This is a genomic window from Terriglobales bacterium (assembly GCA_035764005.1).
GTDB lineage: Bacteria > Acidobacteriota > Terriglobia > Terriglobales > Acidobacteriaceae > Gp1-AA112.
Genome location: DASTZZ010000098.1, coordinates 1 through 18,674 on the forward strand (window position 1 = coordinate 1; position 18,674 = coordinate 18,674).

At 57.0% G+C, this 18,674-nt stretch carries 16 protein-coding genes; 5 read left to right on the forward strand and 11 right to left on the reverse strand.

The window, feature by feature from the left end:
• Positions 1-81: 81 nt before the first annotated feature.
• The 6 genes from glyA to VFU50_15795 all read right to left on the reverse strand — a co-directional run bounded on the left by glyA (position 82) and on the right by VFU50_15795 (position 6,025).
• Positions 82-1,335, reverse strand: a complete 1,254-nt coding sequence (gene glyA, locus VFU50_15770; protein ID HEU5234320.1) for a serine hydroxymethyltransferase — start codon at positions 1,333-1,335, stop codon at positions 82-84.
• 53 nt (positions 1,336-1,388) lie between these two features.
• Complete coding sequence (pruA, locus tag VFU50_15775) at positions 1,389-2,984, reverse strand: L-glutamate gamma-semialdehyde dehydrogenase (protein HEU5234321.1); 1,596 nt, start codon at positions 2,982-2,984, stop codon at positions 1,389-1,391.
• A gap of 295 nt (positions 2,985-3,279) precedes the next feature.
• Positions 3,280-3,546 carry a hypothetical protein gene (locus VFU50_15780; GenBank protein HEU5234322.1) on the reverse strand — a complete coding sequence of 89 codons (267 nt, stop codon included), beginning with the start codon at positions 3,544-3,546 and terminating at the stop codon, positions 3,280-3,282.
• A 499-nt stretch (positions 3,547-4,045) separates the two neighbouring features.
• Positions 4,046-5,239 (reverse strand): tRNA dihydrouridine synthase DusB, encoded by a 1,194-nt coding sequence (dusB, locus tag VFU50_15785; GenBank protein ID HEU5234323.1) that lies wholly within the window; start codon positions 5,237-5,239, stop codon positions 4,046-4,048.
• A gap of 161 nt (positions 5,240-5,400) precedes the next feature.
• Complete coding sequence (gene rpmE, locus VFU50_15790) at positions 5,401-5,634, reverse strand: 50S ribosomal protein L31 (GenBank protein HEU5234324.1); 234 nt, start codon at positions 5,632-5,634, stop codon at positions 5,401-5,403.
• A gap of 190 nt (positions 5,635-5,824) precedes the next feature.
• Complete coding sequence (locus VFU50_15795; GenBank protein ID HEU5234325.1) at positions 5,825-6,025, reverse strand: cold-shock protein; 201 nt, start codon at positions 6,023-6,025, stop codon at positions 5,825-5,827.
• A gap of 447 nt (positions 6,026-6,472) precedes the next feature.
• On the opposite strand from VFU50_15795, the gene ppk1 reads away from it, so the two are divergent.
• A complete protein-coding gene (gene ppk1, locus VFU50_15800) occupies positions 6,473-8,635 on the forward strand; it encodes a polyphosphate kinase 1 (GenBank protein ID HEU5234326.1) in 2,163 nt (720 codons plus the stop codon).
• Positions 8,632-9,279: a phosphoglycerate mutase family protein gene (locus VFU50_15805; protein HEU5234327.1), complete on the forward strand. Its 648-nt coding sequence runs from the start codon at positions 8,632-8,634 to the stop codon at positions 9,277-9,279. Before ppk1 ends, VFU50_15805 begins: the two co-directional genes overlap by 4 nt.
• Here the strand turns inward: VFU50_15805 and VFU50_15810 are convergent.
• From VFU50_15810 to selD, 4 genes are all read right to left on the reverse strand, one after another.
• On the reverse strand, positions 9,228-10,751 hold the full coding sequence (locus VFU50_15810; protein ID HEU5234328.1) for a Ppx/GppA phosphatase family protein: 1,524 nt from the start codon (positions 10,749-10,751) through the stop codon (positions 9,228-9,230). The two genes, VFU50_15805 and VFU50_15810, sit on opposite strands and share 52 nt — an antisense overlap.
• 24 nt (positions 10,752-10,775) lie before the next feature.
• Positions 10,776-11,627 (reverse strand): CHAD domain-containing protein, encoded by an 852-nt coding sequence (locus VFU50_15815; protein HEU5234329.1) that lies wholly within the window; start codon positions 11,625-11,627, stop codon positions 10,776-10,778.
• 24 nt (positions 11,628-11,651) lie between these two features.
• A complete protein-coding gene (locus VFU50_15820) occupies positions 11,652-12,863 on the reverse strand; it encodes a glycine C-acetyltransferase (GenBank protein ID HEU5234330.1) in 1,212 nt (403 codons plus the stop codon).
• Between the two features lie 178 nt (positions 12,864-13,041).
• Positions 13,042-14,028 (reverse strand): selenide, water dikinase SelD, encoded by a 987-nt coding sequence (selD, locus tag VFU50_15825; GenBank protein ID HEU5234331.1) that lies wholly within the window; start codon positions 14,026-14,028, stop codon positions 13,042-13,044.
• Between the two features lie 193 nt (positions 14,029-14,221).
• Here selD and VFU50_15830 point away from each other — a divergent pair, with 193 nt between their 5' ends.
• The 3 genes from VFU50_15830 to VFU50_15840 all read left to right on the forward strand — a co-directional run bounded on the left by VFU50_15830 (position 14,222) and on the right by VFU50_15840 (position 16,804).
• Positions 14,222-14,866 carry a hypothetical protein gene (locus VFU50_15830; protein HEU5234332.1) on the forward strand — a complete coding sequence of 215 codons (645 nt, stop codon included), beginning with the start codon at positions 14,222-14,224 and terminating at the stop codon, positions 14,864-14,866.
• Positions 14,867-14,872: 6 nt separating this feature from the next.
• Positions 14,873-15,256 carry a transcriptional regulator gene (locus VFU50_15835; protein ID HEU5234333.1) on the forward strand — a complete coding sequence of 128 codons (384 nt, stop codon included), beginning with the start codon at positions 14,873-14,875 and terminating at the stop codon, positions 15,254-15,256.
• A gap of 180 nt (positions 15,257-15,436) precedes the next feature.
• Entirely contained in the window at positions 15,437-16,804 is a 1,368-nt protein-coding gene (locus VFU50_15840) for an FAD-dependent oxidoreductase (protein HEU5234334.1), read from the forward strand.
• Between the two features lie 298 nt (positions 16,805-17,102).
• Here VFU50_15840 and VFU50_15845 read toward each other — a convergent pair whose 3' ends face one another.
• Positions 17,103-18,524, reverse strand: a complete 1,422-nt coding sequence (locus VFU50_15845; GenBank protein HEU5234335.1) for a M28 family peptidase — start codon at positions 18,522-18,524, stop codon at positions 17,103-17,105.
• Between the last annotated feature and the right edge of the window lie 150 nt (positions 18,525-18,674).

Genomic DNA, 18,674 nt, shown 5'->3' on the forward strand with positions numbered 1-18,674 from the left:
GCTGGGCTACACATATGTCGCGCCTACGGCGCTTTGGGCTTCGCTTCGCTCGCGTCGATGACACGGCGGCTGGCCCTACGTTTACTTCGCTCGCCGTTCCGCGTACAACGGAAACTGCTCCGCCAACTCGAACACCTGATGGCGAATGCGATCCAGCACCTTGTCGTCTGATCGATGTTCGAGGGCCTCGGCGATCCAGCGCCCGATCTGTTCCATTTCGGGTTCCTTCATTCCGCGCGTAGTCATTGCGGGCGTGCCGATGCGGATGCCGCTGGGTTTGAGTGGTGGATTTGTATCGAAAGGAATTGCGTTTTTGTTGACCGTGATTCCAGCTTTACCTAGAGCCGCTTCGGCTTCGCTGCCAAGCATGCCTTTGGCAAAGACATCAACCAGCATGAGGTGGGTATCAGTCCCGCCGGAGATGATGCGATAGCCTGCATCCTTCAAGGTCTGCGCCAGAACTTTCGCATTGGCGACGATCTGGCGGGCGTACTCCTTAAACGAGGGTTCGAGCGCTTCCTTGAACGCGACCGCTTTGGCGGCGATGATGTGTACGAGCGGACCACCTTGATGTCCGGGGAATACGTTCTTATCAACGGCCGCAGCGTATTCCTGTTTGCACAAAATCATTCCCGCGCGCGGACCTCGTAGAGTTTTGTGTGTGGTCGTAGTTACGAATTGCGCGTGCGGAACTGGCGAAGGATGTACACCGCCAGCAACGAGTCCGGCGAAGTGCGCCATGTCGATGAGCAGCAGTGCGCCGCAGGCGTCCGCAATCGCTCTCATGCGTGGAAAATCGAACGTTCGCGGATACGCGCTGCCTCCGCCGATGATCAACTTCGGCTTGTCGCGTTGCGCGATCTGCTCGAGCTCGTCGTAATCGATCGTTTCCGTGTCTTTCCGGACTCCATAGGAAACGACGCGATACAACTTGCCGGAGAAATTCAGCTTGTGGCCATGCGTAAGGTGCCCGCCATGGGCGAGATCGAGTCCCAAAATGGTATCCCCGGGCTGAAGGACAGAAGAATACGCCGCAGCGTTGGCTTGCGAGCCTGAGTGCGGCTGCACGTTAGCATGATCGGCGCCGAAGAGCTGCTTGGCACGATCGCGAGCTAGATTCTCGACAACATCACTGAACTCGCACCCGCCGTAATAACGCTTGCCGGGATAGCCTTCGGCATACTTGTTGGTGAAGACACTGCCCGCGGCTTCCATCACCGCTTCGCTGACAAAGTTTTCTGACGCGATCAGCTCCAAGCCTTCGTGTTGACGGCGTTGCTCGTTCTCAATCGCGGTGAAAACCTCTGGATCGACGGCCGAAAGTGGCCGCGCCATTCTTGCTTCGGCTCCAGAGCGCTGAGTCTGATGCGGAGATGTCATCGTCGCCATTATCGCGTCACCTTCTCTCCTATCGATTTTGCCTGCGTGAACAAATACAGATAATCCGGTCCACCGGCTTTCGAGTCCGTGCCCGACATATTAAAACCGCCGAACGGATGCGCGCCGACCATCGCTCCCGTACACTTGCGATTGATGTAAAGATTGCCGACGTGGAAGTCGCGCTTGGCAATCTCGATCTTCTCCGGGGACGACGTGTAAATCGCTCCGGTGAGTCCGTATTCGGTATTATTTGCAATCGCAAGCGATTCTTCGAAATCGCGAGCTTTGATCACGGCGAGCACCGGACCGAAAATCTCCTCCTGGGAGATGCGCGCATTCGGAGCGACATCGGCGATCACGGTTGGCTGAACGTAATAACCCTCGCCCTCGCCACGGCCGCCGCCGGCAATCACCCGACCTTCTTTCTTGCCGATTTCGATGTACTCGAGAATCGACTTCATCGCTCCTTCATTCACTACCGGTCCTGTGTTCTTGTTCTCGGCGGGATCGCCCTGCGTAAGCCGGCTCACACGCTCGCGCAGGCGCGACAGGAACACATCATAGATTGGCTCTTCGACAATCGCGCGCGAGCACGCTGAGCATTTTTGTCCGTTGAACCCGAATGCCGACGCCACCACGCCTTCGACCGCTGCTTCGAGATCGCAGTCAGCCTGCACGACGATTGAATCCTTGCCGCCCATTTCCAAAATGGTCCGCTTGATCCAGATCTGTCCTTTGCGCGGCTGCGCGGCGCGCATGTTTATGTCGAGGCCAACTTCTTTTGAACCCGTAAAAGCAATGAAGCGAGTCTTCGGATGCTCGACCAGGGCATTGCCGAAAGTGCCTCCCGATCCGGGACAGAAATTGACGACGCCGTCGGGCATGCCTGCCTCTTGCAGCACTTCGAAAAATTTCGCGGCGATTGTTGGTGAATCGCTGGAAGGCTTCAGAATTACGGTATTCCCGGAGACGATCGCCGCCGAAGTCATCCCTGCCATGATTGCGAAAGGGAAGTTCCAAGGGGGAATTACCGCGCCTACGCCGAGCGGAATGTATTGGAGTTGGTCGTGCTCGCCGGGAAGCTGCACCGGAGCTTCAGCGCGGGAAAGCCGCAGCGCCTCGCGCGCATAAAACTCAAGAAAGTCGATGGTTTCAGCGGTATCGGCATCTGCCTCCGCCCAGTTCTTGCCGACTTCGTAGACCATCCAGGCATTGAACTCAAAACGGCGCGATTGAATGATGGCGCTCGCGTTCAGCAGCAGAGACGCGCGTTCTTCCCAGGAAGTCGTTTTCCAGCTTTCGAAAGCTCGCAGCGCCGCCTGCATCGCCGGGTCAACGTGCTCAGCCCCGGCCTTCTGATGAATACCGACAACCTCTGAGGGCTTCGCCGGATTTAGCGATTTGATCTTGTCCTTGGTGCGCACCATCTCGCCGCCGATGACGAGGTCGTACTCGGTCCCGAGCTGCGCACCCACCGACCGCAGAGCGTCGCGCATGCTGCGGGCATTCTCCTCGCGGCCGAAGTCAGTGTGCGTACAGTTGCGGAACTCGCCCTGCGGCGAACGCAAAGAAATCGTGGAGATAGTGTCAACGGTAGCTGCCATGAATGGCCCTCAGGAAGGAATCGGGCGGCAGAAGCGCCGCAAAAGGGTAGTTTACACCCGAGAACTTTGCGAAGAGCGCCAGGGTAAATATAAGAAGATGGGTTGCGAGCTCTGCGAAAATCAGAACATGTCTCGCGAGAATTTTCCGGAACTTTTGAAAACGGACCGGCTGGTCTTGCGGCGTTACCGCCCGGCAGACTCTCCTGGCATTTTAAGACTGGTAAGTAGCGACAGAGACCGTCTGGTCAGAGAATTCGCGCAAATCGCCGCGCTACGAACGCTCGAAGACGCCGCCTCATTCGTCTCCGAAAAACGCGAACAATGGAATGAGCGGAAGACCTTCTGCTATGGCATCTGGCGCAACGATCAAGCCGATCAAATCGGCCAGATCCAGGTGAAGAACATATCTTGGCAAATTCCTGGGGCCGAGCTGGGATATTTCATTGGCGGAACCTGGCAACAATGCGGTTATGCGACCGAGGCCATCCACGCACTTTTGCGCTTCGCGTTTCTTAGATTGTCGTTCGAACGGGTGTTTGTGCGCATCTTGCCCGACAATCATCGGAGCTTGTCGCTAGTGCAGAAGCTAGGCTTTCGATCGGAGGGTCTGCACCGTAGCGCATACCGCTGCGGGTTCGGTGAACTTCACGATGTCCATTGCCTGGGGTTAATTCAAGACGACTATCGAAAGCTGGAGAGATCGGATGCGAATTCTTGACCGAAGATTGCGCTGCTGTTAAAGCATGTTTCACTTGCCATAGACTGAGTTTGAAAAGCCTGACCTTCCCTGCACTGTCATCCTTCGGAGCGCCGCGATGAAGTCTCGATTTTTCACAATTTGGCGTGCGCTCCGGGGGATCTGCTGTTTCATTTTGCCTTTAAAACAGCAGGTTCCCCGCGCCGCGAACCCAAGTCTTGGCAGGAGGCACTCTGTCGCTGCGGCGCGAGGAATGACAGGGTTAACCATGGTCGTTTGAGTTGGAGCCTCGGCGGAGTTTCACGCGAGCTGTGCCGTACATCACGATTGGATCAGGTATGGAGAAAAATGCTCTGACATCGAGTCAGAACGCCGCAGCAAGGACTGAAGGGACAATCGCTTGTTCGTGCTGTGGTCGACCTAGATGTTGCTCAAAGAATTCGTCCACGCGGCCTAGAACTTCGTTAGCCGACTTCGCTTCGTAGACGGCTTTTCTCAGATAACTGCCGTTCGTTACACCATGCGTAAACCACGAAGCGAACTGCTTCATCTTGCCGACCGCATCTGGTAACTCCTCAGCAATAAGCATGGCGAAGTAGGTGCGGATCATCTGGTAGCGGTCGTACTCAGTCGGCTGCGTGTACGTGCCCACGCCGGTCGCCTGCTTTGAGGCGGTGTACTCGGCGATTTGGCGGAAGATCCACGGATTTGATGGCGCGGTACGGCCGATCATAATGCCATCGCATCCGGTCTGCGCGACCATTGCCCCCGCATCCTCGGGAGTGCGAATGTCCCCATTTCCTATAACGGGAATTTTAACAGCACTCTTTACCGCCGCGATGAATTCCCAACGCGCATTCCCACTGTAGCCTTGCTCGCGAGTGCGGGCGTGGAGAGCGACGGCATTCAATCCACAATTCTCAGCTAGACGTGCGAGTTCCACACACACTATTTCCGAGTCCGACCAGCCCAGCCGGTATTTCACCGTAAACGGAATCTTCACCGCCGAGCGCACCGCTTCGAAGATGCGCTGAATCTGCGGCAGATCGCGCAGCAATCCCGATCCGCCATTGCACTTGACCACCCGCTTGGCCGGACAGCCGAGATTGAGATCGACCAGGTCAAACCCGAGGTCTTCGACAACACGCGCAGCGCCGGCCACGATCGTTGGATCAGAGCCAAAGAGCTGCGCCGAGATCGGATGCTCGTCATCGTAGAACGTGAGATAGCGCTTGCGACGCGACTCGCGGCACCGCGCCAGCCCGTCGGCCGAGGTGAACTCAGTCATAATCAGCCCGCAGCCGGACTGAACGTTCGTGATGTCAGCCTCGACCCGTGAACTCAGAACCCCCTGCGGTAGCGGGGGGCGATCTTCGTTAGTACTTGTAAACAGGCTAGCGTTGCGGATAAAGCGACGAAACACGGTGTCCGTAACACCCGCCATGGGAGCCAGAACGGTGGCAGGAGCCACACGAACGTTCCCAATACGCACCTCCGCCGGCACGCAGACGTCTGCCGGCATGGCATGGGAGATCGGGTTGTCCCAGGATTTGCGCACGGTTAGGGAACAGGTTACAGGGGACAGGGTACAGGGAAAAGCACAAAGGGAGTACTTCCCGCTGACCGGATGTGCAGCTAAAGCCAACAGGATGGACAGCTAAAAGAAGCGGTGGCTCTGAGCCGCCCTGTTCCCTGTAACCTGTCCCCTGTTCCCTTGTCTTATTTCGTGCCTGTCTTCGCGCCCGCCTGCTCTGACTTGGCGTACTTGCGGCGGAAGCGCTCAACGCGACCGGCGGTATCGACCAGCTTCTGTTTGCCGGTGAAGAACGGATGGCAATTAGAGCAGATTTCCAGGTGGATATCGCCCTTATGGGTGGATCGGGTGGTAAAGCTGTTCCCGCACGCGCACATGACGCGTATCTCGTTGTAAGCGGGATGAATCTTCTCTTTCACAGTAAAACCTTCCTTGGATCACCGGGGCACACGGAGCCTCTCCGCGAGTTTTCCGGGAACTTCTAGTTTACGGGAATTCACCACAGTTCGGCAACGCGCGCAGTCCATCAAGTCCACCAAGTCCACTGAGTCCACCCCAAAAACGAAAGGGCGACCTTTCGGTCGCCCCTGGTGTTCCGGTATTTCAGGATTAGAGCGGTTGGACGCTCTCTGCCTGCCAACCCTTGGGTCCCTTCACGACGGTGAACTGCACCGGCTGGCCTTCTTTCAGGCTGCGAAATCCGTTGGCCTGAATTGCCGAAAAGTGCACGAAAACATCTTCGCCGTTCTGGCGGCTGATGAATCCGTAGCCCTTAGCGTCGTTGAACCACTTAACTGTACCTTGTTCCATAGTGTTGCTCTCTAATCCTTTAATCTTGTGAATTACGCTGAGATGTCAAGCGGAGGATACTTCAGGCAGGACCAGCTTTAAGGCGAGGACTGCTCACAACCGTGCATCTAACGCGGGCATAGTATACCAGAGAACATCCTTGTTCCCTCAGAAATTCTGCTTAATACTAACTATAGAGTTCGTGCTGAAGGGCCTTTTGTGCTCGCAGCTCGGCTAAGCCTTTACTGACCCGCAACTTGCCAGAGCGGTTCCATTCGACCACTCTTCCCGAAACTGTGAACCTATCAGATGCCGCACGGTTGTGGGCCTTCGCACATCGGAACACTTATATGGCTTTACGCCGGTTTGCTAAGCCATTCACCCATCAGGCTGCCAATTCGAGGTCGGTCGCCGTGCGTTACACTTTTCTGAGCCCAACTGGCGTTCCTCCCCGCTCTTAGGCCGACCATGCCGCCTCTCTCGACTGATAAACCTGACTACTTCCTGAATCGTGAACTATCGTGGCTCAAGTTCAACGAGCGTGTTCTTGAAGAGGCTGAAGATGAATCGAATCCGCTGTTGGAGCGGGTGAAATTTCTCAGCATTACAGCGTCCAACCTCGATGAATTCTTCGAGGTTCGCCTCGCCGGCCTTCTGCAGCGCATTGAAGACGGCTACATCATTCCTGGGCCTGATGGATTGCCTCCGGAGCAGGAACTTGAGCTCGTCATTAAAGACGTAAAGCAATTCGTCGATGCTCAGTACTCGTCCTGGAACGACCACCTGCGTCCCGCGCTGGCCGAGAACGGCATTCGCATCCTTGCACTGAGCGATCTCGACACCAACGCCGCCGATTTTCTTGAAGAGTATTGCGAGCGCGAGGTCGATCCGCTGCTTACGCCCATTACGATCGATCCAGCGCACCCGTTTCCGCGTGTCGTGAACAAAGCGTTGTGCCTGGCATTCCTGCTGCGTCGGCGCCGGCGATCTTCGGCGGTTTACATGGGTGTGATTACGGTGCCGCGTTCGCTGCCCCGCATCCTGCGCGTGCCTTCTGACGAAGGCACCCACGATTACGTATTCCTTGCTGATCTGGTGGCAGCCCATGCTGCGAAGATGTATCGCGGGTACGAGATTATCTCCGCCGCAGCCTTTCGCGTTACGCGCAACAGCAATCTCTATTTGCAGGAAGAAGAGTCGCGCAATCTGCTCGAGTCAGTACGAACTGAGCTGCACAACCGTCGTAAGGGCGATGCGGTGAGACTTGAAATCGATGATGGCGCGGCTCCGGAGATCGTTGAGCGTCTCCGCGGTAATTTTGGACTCGAAGAATGGCAGGTATTTCGCACTCCCGGGCCAGTGAATCTTTCGCGCGTGTTGAGCATTCACGAGCAGACGCCGCGTCCCGATTTGAAATTCCGGCCGTTCGTGCCGCGCGAACTGCATCTCACCGGCAAAGCGCGCGACATCTTCGAGGAAATTCGCAAGCACGACATCCTCTTGCACCATCCCTTTGACTCGTTCAATGCCGTAGTCGGCTTCATTGAGACTGCAGCCAAAGATCCGAACGTGATCTCCGTTCGCCAGACTCTTTACCGGACGGGCGAGGAGTCGCGCATTGTGCAAGCGATGATCGAAGCGGCCGCGAGTAAGGAAGTCACGGTGGTGGTCGAACTGAAAGCGCGCTTTGACGAAGCTTCGAACATTCGCTGGGCCCGCAGCCTTGAAGATGCAGGCGTGCAGGTCTTCCATGGCCTGGTCGGACTCAAGACGCATTGCAAGCTCACCCTGCTGGTGCGCCGCGATCCTGACGGCGTGACGCGCCGTTATGCCCATCTTGGGACCGGCAACTACAATGCGGTGACCGCCCGGTTCTATACCGACCTGAGTCTGCTGACTGCAAACGAAGAAATTACCGAAGCCGTCCAGGAGGTCTTCAATTTCCTCACCGCCTATGCCGATCACGCGCACTACGACCCGCTGCTCGTCTCGCCTGTCGATTGCGCCGAGCGCACTATCGCGTTGATTCAACGGGAGGCAGATCATGCTCGCGCACGTCGTCCGGCACGCATTATCGGAAAGATGAATGCGCTTCTCGACAAGCCGGTGATTCAGGCCTTGTATCGTGCGTCGCAGGCTGGAGTCGAGATTGATCTCATTGTGCGCGGTATGTGCGCGCTTCGCCCGGGCGTTCGTGGAATCAGCGATCGCATTCGTGTGCGCAGCATTGTCGGCAGATTTCTGGAGCACAGCAGAATCTTTTCGTTCGCCAACGCCGGCGAGGAAGAACTCTATCTCGGCAGCGCCGATTGGATGCCGCGCAATCTTTACGAGCGCGTGGAGGTTGTTTTTCCGGTTTTCGATCCCTTGCTGAAGCAGCGGGTACGCCAGGAGATTCTCGAATCGTATTTGGCCGACACCGCGAAGGCCCGCGTACTGCAATCTTCCGGCGACTACATTCGCGCCAGTGAACTGGCACGCGGAGGCCGACGTAGAAGGCTGCGCCCACTCTTCAACGCGCAGGAGTTCCTGATAGCATTAGCCGAGGGCAGCGCGTCGCTCGCATCGATTCCCCCCATTCCGGTGCGTTCGCAGCGACCACGTCCGCGTCACCGAGTTGAGCAGGCATGATCATCTACTTCGTTCGCCACGCTAGCGCAGGTCAGAAAAAACTCAGCGGAAAAAAAGACGAGAAGCGCCCCCTCGACCCCGACGGTGTGCAACAGTGTACGCAAATGGGGCGGGTCCTCTCGTCGATGGAAGTTGGCGTAGACGCCATCATCTCGAGTCCTCTGAAGCGTGCAACGCAGACCGCCGCTCTGATCGCGAACGAGATTGGCTACGATGGCAAGCTGCACATCGAGAACGCGCTGCGTCCTGAGGCCAAGTACGACCACTTTCGCGACATGCTGCGCGATTACTCGAAGAACGAATCTATTCTGGTGGTCGGCCATAATCCCAACTTCAGCGACTTTCTTGGACGGACAATTGCCGGAAGCGGCGAGCGCGCGCACGTGGACATGAGGAAGGGCGCAGTCGCGAAGATCGAAAGCAAGCAGAAGAAGTACGTGCTCGACTGGCTGCTCACGCCGCGGCTGGCGAAAGCTGCAGCCGATGCCAATGCCGGTGACAGCACCGCTTCGAATGCCCCAAACGGGAATGGAGAATTCGAAATTCCGGACGAGTACTTGAGCGTACGAGGAAAAAGCCTGACGAACAACGATCAGGGCGCTGGACGCACGACTAAATCCCGTCCGAAGACGTCGCGGAAGTAGCTGCGCTCTTTTTCCGCCGCCCAGACTTCCAGGTCCATTCCCGACTTGCCACGCAATTCCAAAAGCACGAGTGGGCCGCGCTGCTGCGCGCGCACTTGTTGCACTATGCCGCGTCGGCCCTGATTCAGAGCGCGCGCGATCCGCAGCAAGATGACCGCACGGTCGAGCAAGGCGCGAGCCGAAGGACGCAGGCTCTTCAACTCGCGATCGCGTTCACTGGGCCGCGATTTGCCCATGTAGCGCGCGATGGCAGCGATCAAATGACGCTGCTCCGGCGCGAAACCAAACAGTTCTGAATTGGAAATCAGGTAGTACGTGTGGCGATGGCGCCCGTTGCGATTTACGTACGAACCGATCTCATGGAGCATCGCCGCCGCGCCAATCCACTGTGTGTATTCCGCAGGCAGGCCGTGCAGCTTCTCCAGTGCCTTGAATAGCTGCAGGACTAGCTCACGGACATTTTGTGCGTGACGGGCGTCGGCTCCATACCGTTTGCCTAAAGCGATGAGAGCATCCTCCTGCTCGGCCTCAAGCTGGCGATGCGCACGAACTCCAATACCGGCGTCCGCCGCCATTTGAGCGAGCAGGCCGTCCCGTAATCCTAAAGGCGAATACTGGAAAGAAGGGAGTTCGTACGCGCTCATTAGCTCGGAGAATACGAAAGCGCCGGCAACGATGATCTCGGCGCGTCTCGGTCCGATTCCGGAATACCGCTCGCGCTCGTTGCGGGAGTGAACAGCCAGTTCCCGGGCCAGCCCAGCCGTCATGCTGCGCGAGACTTTGTGCGCGTACTTCGATCGTTTCTGGATCGATCTCGCGGCCTGTGCCAATGCAGCCGCCGTTCCCGAAGTGGCAATCGCGAGATCGATGCGATAGCTGCGAATGGCCGGCGCGATCCGGTTGACCTGCTCGGCGATATACTCCCGCATGCGTTCAACTTCTTTCGATTTTGGCGGATCATGCAGCAGAAACTCCTGCGTGAGCCGCACCGCGCCTAGAGGCAGGCTGAACATCTCGCGAATGTGTCCGCGCTCGGAGATGGTGACCTCGCAACTGCCGCCGCCGAGGTCGAACAGGAGCACGTCTTTGTTCTCGATGCGCAAATTCGAGAGGACGCCGAGATGGATGAGGCGTCCTTCTTCGAGTCCTGAAATGATCTCGATCTTCCAGCCGGTTGCGGATTTCACCCATTCGAGGAACGCTCGGGCGTTCTTGGAGTCGCGCAGAGGACTCGTTGCGACGATTCGAACCTGCTCCACATGAAACTTCTGCGTGGCCCGATAGAAGCGCGTAAGCACTTTCACCGTCTGCGCCATCGCTTCCGGCGCGAGCGCACTGTTGCGAAAGACCGATTCGCCGAGACGCGTGACTTCGCGGTCTTCGTGAATCACCCTCAGCTTGCTGCGGCTAAGCTCGGCGATTTTTAGACGGACCGAATTGGCGCCGATGTCAACGGCGGCAAAGACAGGCATAAGACGGTGAGTTGCTTTCCGAGATTACGCGACCGACGAACGACGATGATTCTTGCGCACGCCGGCGGGCTTCTTCTTGGCCGTCTCAGGACTCGCCAGAAGCTGACGTTCGGCAGTCTCAACCGCGGCGACCGACTCGTCATACTTCTTATCGCGCATTCCCACCAGCAATGAATGCAGGGTACAGTCGCCGCAGACTTCTTCCGTCAATTCCGAGAGCGTGAGGTAATCATGCCAATCGCCACTCACCTCCTGAACCGACTTCCACGCGTCAATCAGCGTTCGAGCCTGTGGCGTATCGCCGGCCAGTTCCGCTTTGTAGCGAAATCCTTTGCAGGCGAGGCGATAAGAATGCAAGTTATCTGGCGACAAAGGCGCACGGCTTTCGACAAAGCTGCGGTATTCGTCCAGAGCGAGTTGATCGGCTGCGGGCAGCGGATTTTCGCTCGCTTCGCGGCTCGCCAGCGGCGGCTCTCCGAAAAGGCGCAGGTGATTCAAATGCGCTTTCACGTCGGCATCGCTGAGCAGCGATTCGAGTTTGGTGCGCGCAGCCTTGCGCCGGAGCTTTAGAGCTTTTTCAACTTTCTTTTTCTCCTTTGCAGTGACTCCGTCGAGACTGTCGAGCAGATCAAGATGAACCTCACTGTCGCGCAACCTTCCGGTTGCTTTCCGCATTTTGTTGAGGAACTTCATGGAGTTCTTCTTGTCCGAATCCAGCTTGGGATGAATCACCTCCTCCCAAGCTTGAAAACGACGCAGGCTGGTGCGGAAGAAGTGAGCGCTCTTCGAGTTGTGACGCTTGCGCAGGCGCTCGATAGAAATAAGCAGCCGCTCGACTGGCGATCCTTCATCGGCGTGACGCTTCTGTGCAGTCATTCAAGAAAATCTGCTTTCGTGAGATTAGATGATTGCGAGACGCTTTCCGACGTGCTTCAAGGTATCCAGCGCCTGGTCGAGCTGCTCACGCGTGTGAGTCGCAGTCATGATCGTTCGAATGCGAGCTTTGCCCTCGGGAACAGTTGGAAAAGCGATTCCGGTTGCCATCACTCCTTCGCTGAACAGCTCGCGCGAGAACTGCATCGCCAGCTTGCCTTCACCGACGATGATCGGCGTGATTGGCGTCTCGCTCGCAGGTGTGTTCGTTCCACCGATATTGAAGCCGAGATTGCCGAGTTCCTTTTTGAAATAACGCGTGTTCTCCCACAGCTTCTCCATGAGCTGCGGTTCCTGTTCCAGGACCTCGAAAGCGGCAATGCAGGTCGCAGCGACCGATGGTGGATGAGAGGTCGAAAAGAGGAATGGACGAGCGCGGTGATACAGATAGTCGATCAGATCGCGCGAGCCGCAGACGTACCCGCCTAGCGCGCCGATTGCCTTTGAGAGCGTTCCGACCTGAACGTCGACGCGACCGTGGACTTTGAAATGATCGATCGTACCCCGACCATTGCGTCCGAGAACGCCAGATGCGTGCGCGTCATCGACCATCATGATTGCCCCGTACTTCTCGGCTAAATGGCAGAGTGCGGGCAGAGGTCCGATATCGCCGTCCATAGAGAAGACGCCGTCAGTGATCAGCAGCTTGTGTCCGGGCTGATCTTTTACTGACGCGAGCTGCTCCTCGGCATGAGCAATGTCTTTGTGGCGAAATACGAGGATCTTCGCGCGAGAGAGCCTGGCGCCGTCAATGATCGAAGCATGATTCAGTTCGTCGGAAATGATGAAATCTTCTTTTCCCAAAATCGCAGAGACGGTGCCTGCGTTCGCGGTAAATCCCGACTGAAAGACTACACATGCCTCAACGTCCTTAAAGCGCGCAATCTTCTCTTCCAGTTCCATGTGAATGCGCATGGTGCCCGCAATGGTGCGGACCGCGCCTGAACCAACGCCGTATTTCCTGGTTGCTTCGAGCGCCGCCTCGCGCAGCTTGGGATGGGTGGTCAGCCCGAGGTAATTGTTGGAAGCGAGATTGATGACCTTCTTGCCGTCAAAGGTACACACCGGCTCCTGCTCGTCTTCGAGCACACGTAGCCTAAAATATGTGCCTTTTTCTTTGAGCTGACTGATTTGATCGCCGAGATAGGACAGGGGATCGACGCGTGTTGCGGTAGGCATGACGGGATAGTGTAAATCTAAAACCTATTCACCACGGAGACACGGAGAACACGGAGGAACCTTGGGAGTTTTTCTGTGTAGGCCGCAACTCGCGATAATGCATTGAGTTTCCTCCCATGCAGAAAAAGATACTTTCGACATTCTCCGTGTGCCCCGTGTCTCCGTGGTGAATTACTTTCTATACAACTTCAATCGCCTTCTCGGCTTTTGGCAGCACTTCGCCGATCCGCACAGCCGGCACCCCAGCGACTTCCAGCGCGGCAACTACACCCTTCGCGATCTCGCTGGGAACCGAGAGCAGGAGACCGCCAGCGGTTTGTGGATCGTACAGCAGCGTCTTCAATTCTTCCGGACGCTCGCCTTTGTAGACGACGCAACATTCTGCAAAGTCACGGTTCGTATTAAGTCCTCCCGGAATGTACCGAGCCCGCACGCATTCCAGCGCGCCAGGCAAAAGTTCGATTCGTTCGGCTTCTATACGGATTGTGGTCTTGCTGCCTATTGCCATCTCGCGCACATGACCGATGATGCCGAAGCCGGTGATGTCAGTCGCAGCATGAACGGTGAAGCCGCCTTGATGGATTACCTCGACGGCGCGATTGTTGAGCTTCGTCATAGACGCCATGGCGCCATCGATCCATTCCTGCTTCGCTTTGCCTTTTTTGATTGCCGTCGAGATGACTCCTGTGCCAATGGCTTTCGTGAGCACGAGGGCATCACCAACTTTGGCCTTTGAGTTTGCCCAGAATTTCTTCGGATGAACACGGCCGGTGACAGAGTATCCGAGTTTCATTTCGGGATCGCGCACGCTGTGTCCGCCGGCGACAATGCATCCGGCTTCCTGCATCTTGGAGAGCCCCCCGGCGAGCATTTGTCCGAGCACTTCCAGATCACCCTCATCGGGAAAGCAGGAGATCGCTAGAGCGGTCATCGGCATTCCGCCCATGGCATACACATCGCTGAGCGAGTTCACGGCCGCGATCTGTCCGAAAATGTAAGGATCATCGACGATTGGAGTGAAGAAATCGACCGTCTGCACTAACGCCAGATCGTCCGAAAGACGGTACACTGCGGCGTCGTCGGCGGTATCGAAGCCGACCAGCAGGTTTTCGTCATGTTGCCGGGCTAATTTCCCAAGCACCGTGTCCAGCGCCGCCGGACTCAGCTTCGACGCTCAACCCGCAGCTTTCACCTGTTCCGTGAGCCGCAATGGACGGCGATCTTCCATGAACCCGATTCTAGGGTGCGGGGAGCAAAACTGCCATGATTCACGCCCAGGTCAGAGGCGTAGGACGGCAGGCGGGCCTTTTGGGGGCAAAGTACTTGACACTATGCCTCTGTTCCAGCATTCTCGTTGAATGCAGCAATGCCGGCAAACGCGCAGTGGGGCACGACTGCGTGCACGCGCTCTGATTGGAGACGCGCCTGAGAATCCACCCTCCCGCGAGGTTCTAGACCAGCTCGAATACATCCGCCAGACCATGGAAGGAGCGACATCCTTCACTGCCGTCCCCGGGTGGGGAATGGTCCTGCTCGGGACCACGGCGCTGGCGACTGCGTTGTTGACGAGGAGCATCGCGTCGCAGACCAATTGGGTCTTGCTATGGCTCGGTGAAGCCTTTGCTGCCGCCGTGATCTCGCTCATCGCAATGGTCAAGAAGACTGGCAGCATCGAAAAGCTGGCCAGCAACATCCCAGCGCGCAGGTGCGCCCTGAGCCTGGTGCCGCCGTTAGCCGCCGGCGGAGTGCTCACCGTTGTGATGATGAATGAGCACTTCTACCGGGCGCTCCCCGGCATGTGGCTGATGCTTTACGGCGTCGCCGTGATTACCGGCGGAGCATTCTCGGTGCGAGTAATTCCTGTAATGGGAATCTGTTTTGCTCTGTTCGGAACGGCTGCGCTTGGATTTCCGGCAAGTTGGGCTAATGCAGCGATGGCCGTGGGATTCGGCGGACTGCACATATTTTTCGGGCTGTGGATCGCCCGCAGACATGGAGGCTAGAGAGGTTTGACGCAGCCGAAGTTGAAGTCAAAGTCGTTGGCGCCGGAGAACTCACGTCTGAGCGCGCGTTCCCTTGCCGTGCGAAAAGAGGCTTCGGCCGCCGAACTCGATCCCGTAATTCACGAGCGCATGCGCCTGGGCATCATCAGCGCGCTCGCGGTTCGTGATGCTCTCACCTTCTCAGAGCTGAAGCGTCTGCTCGAAGCCACCGACGGCAATCTGAGCGTCCATGCACGCAAGCTCGAAGAAGCTGAATACATCGTATGCACGAAGAGCTTTAACGGACGCGTCCCTCGCACCGAATACCGGATCACAGCCGCCGGCCGCAAGGCGCTCGAGGGGTATCTCGATCAAATGGAGCAAATCATCCGCCAGACGCGCGGAGATTGACCTCTCGCCGCTCTAACCTTCAAGCGATAACTGCTGTCGCGATCGCCTGAGTGAAACATGCGCACATTTGCCTCCCCGACGATCGTTTCACAACGCGCATCTTTCTTGGAAAACACCATCTTCATCGGCGAGAATAGCTGACAGAAGCACTATTTCAGGGCTGAACTAAAAGGACCACGCATGAAGACGGTGTTCGTCGTAGGCGCGGGGCCGGCGGGGATGTTCGCCGCGCAGAAGATCGCGCTTGCCGGTCACCAGGTTGTCATCCTCAATCGCGACATCAAACCCGGCGGCCTGGCCGAGTACGGCATTTATCCGACAAAGGACAAGATGAAAGTGGGACTGCGAAAGCAGTTCGCCAAGGTGCTCGCATTGCCGAACGTCCATTATTTCGGACATGTGTGCATTGCGGAGAATGGCTGTCTCTCGATTAAGGATCTCCGTGATTTCAATCCCTCTGCCATCGTTTTTGCCGTTGGAGCGCAGGGCACGAAGAAACTGAGCCTTGAAGGCAGTTCCGCCCGCGGAGTTTATTCAGCCAAGGACTTCGTCTATTTCTACAATCAACTCCCGCCGTACACTTCGCAGGATTTCTCCACCGGCAAGCGCGTCGCCGTCATTGGCATGGGAAACGTGGCGGTCGATATTGCCCACTGGTTGCTGGTTGATGCTCCAGAAAAAGCTGAGGAAGTGATCGTGGTTGCGCGCCGCGGGCCGTTTGAGGCCAAGTTCGACAAGAAAGAATTCGCATACATCGAGCAATATCTCGATCGCGAAGCGTTTCACGCCGAACTCGAACGCATTCGCCCGCAGCTTGAGGCCGTAGGTCAGGACGCCAGCAAAGTTGCCGAAACGACTTTCCCAATTTTGAACAAGCCTGCAACCCCCGCTTTGGGCGAAGGAAGGCTTCTGTTCCGCTTTTTGAGTTCGCCGTGCTCGATCCATGTCGACCCGAATGGCCGCATCAACCGTCTGCGAGTTACCGAAAATGTTCTCGTGCAGCGTGACACCAGCATCGCCTGCAAAGCCACGGATCGCACCGCGGACATCGACGTAGACACAATGATCTTCGCCATCGGCGACGTAGCAGATCCTGCCGTGGGCCTGCCGTACGGAACGGACAGCTATCTGATTAACCCCGATACGACCGATCCGCAGCGCGCCGCCTACGAGGTCTACGACAACCTAGGCTGCTGCGCGATGGAAGGTATTTACGTTGTCGGCTGGGCGCGCAAAGCCAGTGAAGGCCTGGTGGGCATCGCGCGCCATGACGCCGAAGTTGGTGCGACGCACGTGCTGAAGTACCTCGAAGCGACGCCGGAAAAAGCCTGCGCCACGCCCGAGCAGATCAAGAAAAGCATCGAAGCTCGAGGCGTTCGCGTCGTGGATAAGTCCGATCTCGATCACCTGGCCAAGGCTGAAGAAGAGCAGGCCAAGGCCAAAGGGATGCTCTGGTTCAAGTTCTCAGAAGACGAAGCCATGCTGGCGGCAATCGATGAAAGAAAGCGCCAAGCTCAACCTACCACTGCCGGAAGCGTCTTTGCCTGAGGGCGAACTCCGGCAAGGTTCGCGATCTACTTATCTCGATATCGCAAAGATCAGCGAATAGAACAGCGATGATTCCGCAATTCCGCTACAAATTCATCGAATTTGGCCCCAAATCCGATAATTTCGCTGGGCACCAGGGATTTATCAGCGAAAGAGTCAAAATCCACACGTAAGCGTTTCATTTCAGATGGCTTAGCCGGATTTTTCCCGCGCACCGTCAAATTAACAGCGATTTATCAGTGAAAATTTCGTCCTATTTTGGGACAGGCTCCTTGAAATAGATCCGGAGCTTGACCGATTACTCGCGCGCATGCGGCTGCTTCCCGGGCAGCCAGTGCGGGACGAAGTCGGAATTGGCCAGCCAGCGGAGGGGCTCGATCAGAGACTGAATGGCCTCGGTCATGAAGTTGAAATCAAGATGAGCGAGATCATCGTCAGGTTTGTGATACGTGGGCGGCGTACCCCATCCTCCGGCCGTGTGCGCGACCACGCCTTTCAGGGCCAGCGGATAATTGTCGGAGCGCTCGAAGAAGTGCTGCTCGGGATACGGATCGTTCCCCAGCAGCGCTCCGTGCTGGACAAGAGTGGGACCTAGATTCGAACGATCCCATCCGGTCAGCAGCATCTTTCCCTTAGGCATCTTCGGATCCTGATTGCCGATCATCTCGAATTCCAGGTTCGCAGCAATGCGATCAAGTGGAATCGGAGGGTGCTCGCGGAAATACGTCGACCCAAGTCCTCCCAGCTCTTCGCTGCCATAGCAGACGAAATAAACCGTCCGCTGGAGTGGCTGTCCCGATGCCAACGCATGCGCCAGCTCGATGACTGCCGTGGTGCCTGAAGCATCGTCATCAGCACCGTTGTAGATGGAGTCGCCATTCACGGGCGTGCCAATTCCGAGGTGGTCGAGATGGGCTGAGAGCAAAAGAACCTTCGCGTTGGCGCTGGAGTTCTTACCTGGAAGCACGCCAATGGCGTTATAGCTGTATCGTGGCGTGTCCTTGGCTTGAAGTTGCAGGGAGACAATCGTTCCATCCGACAAACCAGATAACTGATCACCGGCGTTCGAAGTGAGTGATACCACGCTAAAACCAGCGCCCATTACTCCGCCAGTACTTCCCGCCAGATGCAGATGGATCGAACTGCCCTCCTCACTTGCCGCTTCCATCTTCTCCGCAGTGAGACTGGGATCCATGCGGAGCAGCGCCTTTGCTCCAGCGATGACGGCTCTGCGCGCGACGGCCCGAGACTGCTCCCCAAGATCACTGCCAAGCAGAACGACGCTCCCGGGCTGGAATTGAGCCGTGCCCGCATTCGCAGCCGTAACCTTCAGCAACGGACCGGAAAAGCCCTGCCCGTCCGTACGCGAGAGGAGGAAGTCTTTGCCTTGCTCCAAGGTGATGCCGGAAGTCTGCGCGGTGAGCGTAGCTTTGCCTTCGATCACCGGCTGCACCAACTCAACTCGCTGGATGAAGGTTCCGTCGGGCGTGCCGGGCTTTAATCCAAATCTCTCGAATTGCGATGCAACGTAGGTCGCCGCGATCAGCTCATCAGGTGTCGCGCTGCCTCGGCCGCGCATGGCATCGCTGGCCAGGAACATTTCATGCGCGCGCACCCATTCCGGTTTTACTTTCCAGGGCGAAGCATTCTGAGCGAGGGAACTAAGCGAAAGACAAAAAATTACAAGAAAAAAGTTGAAGTGAGCCTTCGTTCTGAGCATTGGCGGCAGTATATAAGAGCGCGCGGCCGCTACTATCAGCGAGACGAGCAGTTCAGCCGCTGTTTTTTGGACTTTGGCCGGAAAGCGCGGGCTGAAGTTGAGGGCTTTCACCCTAACCGACCCGATGAGTTGGCGGCGCACTCCGCGAAA